This is a genomic window from Glaciecola sp. SC05 (assembly GCF_041380235.1).
GTDB lineage: Bacteria > Pseudomonadota > Gammaproteobacteria > Enterobacterales > Alteromonadaceae > Glaciecola.
In genome coordinates, this window is sequence record NZ_JBGIYY010000053.1 from 1 (window position 1) to 791 (window position 791).

Genomic DNA, 791 nt, shown 5'->3' on the forward strand with positions numbered 1-791 from the left:
GTCTTTTGAGCCACGTGTGCAATTAAAAAACAAGCGAGGTCGAGAAGATAAAAAGCAGAGCAACTCCACCAATGCGCTAATTAAAATTAAGCTAGTGCAGCTGCTTCTAAAACGCTTGATTGCTCACAACTGCGACACATCGCTACCTATAGTGCACGATGAGATTGCCAATATCGATATTGGTCAATTTGATTGGTGGCTAAATGATCTCGCAGAATCTGGTTTTAAACTGATGGCCGCTGGCACCCATTCCACTAGCCCAGAGCTACAGGCAAAAATAGGGCGCCGCCATGTCATGGATGCTCTAACGACGGCCTTGCCTTACCATGCAGAACGAAATCGTGTGTATTGGAAAGGGGCTGAAACCTTCACCTCACTCGACCGTAGCGAACAAGCCGAGCTGCTATGAAGGGAGAGGGCAATGATGATTAAGTTAGGGTAAAGATAAAATGTCGGCAAACCTGCATAGCTATAACTACAGCCAGAGCGAGCTAAAGCAACTTGGCACGGTTGAGACGCTGAGCGTCATTCTCGAGCACCGCAAAATCATGTCAGAGTGTATTAAAGAAATGGATGCAAATGGCGTCAATTATATTACCGAACAAGCGGTATTTCAGCGCGTTAAAGCATACACAGAGCTCGTAAAACCTGAGATCAAACGCCGTTTGCGGATCGCCTTTTCAACCAGCAATCTGATGCAAGCAAACATTGTGATGGACGTCGACAATAGTCAAAGTGAGCATCGTTTATATTTTCAGAGCTCGGTGTTAGATGTTGTTAGGCTTTGTGAT

General features: G+C 45.5%; 2 protein-coding genes. Both read left to right on the forward strand.

Annotated features, from left to right (window positions below):
* On the forward strand, positions 1-409 hold a 409-nt coding region (locus AB9H30_RS19330; protein ID WP_371196429.1), incomplete at its 5' end, for a hypothetical protein.
* A gap of 40 nt (positions 410-449) precedes the next feature.
* Positions 450-791, forward strand: a 342-nt coding sequence (locus AB9H30_RS19335; protein WP_371196430.1) for a hypothetical protein, incomplete at its 3' end; no start/stop codon positions are given.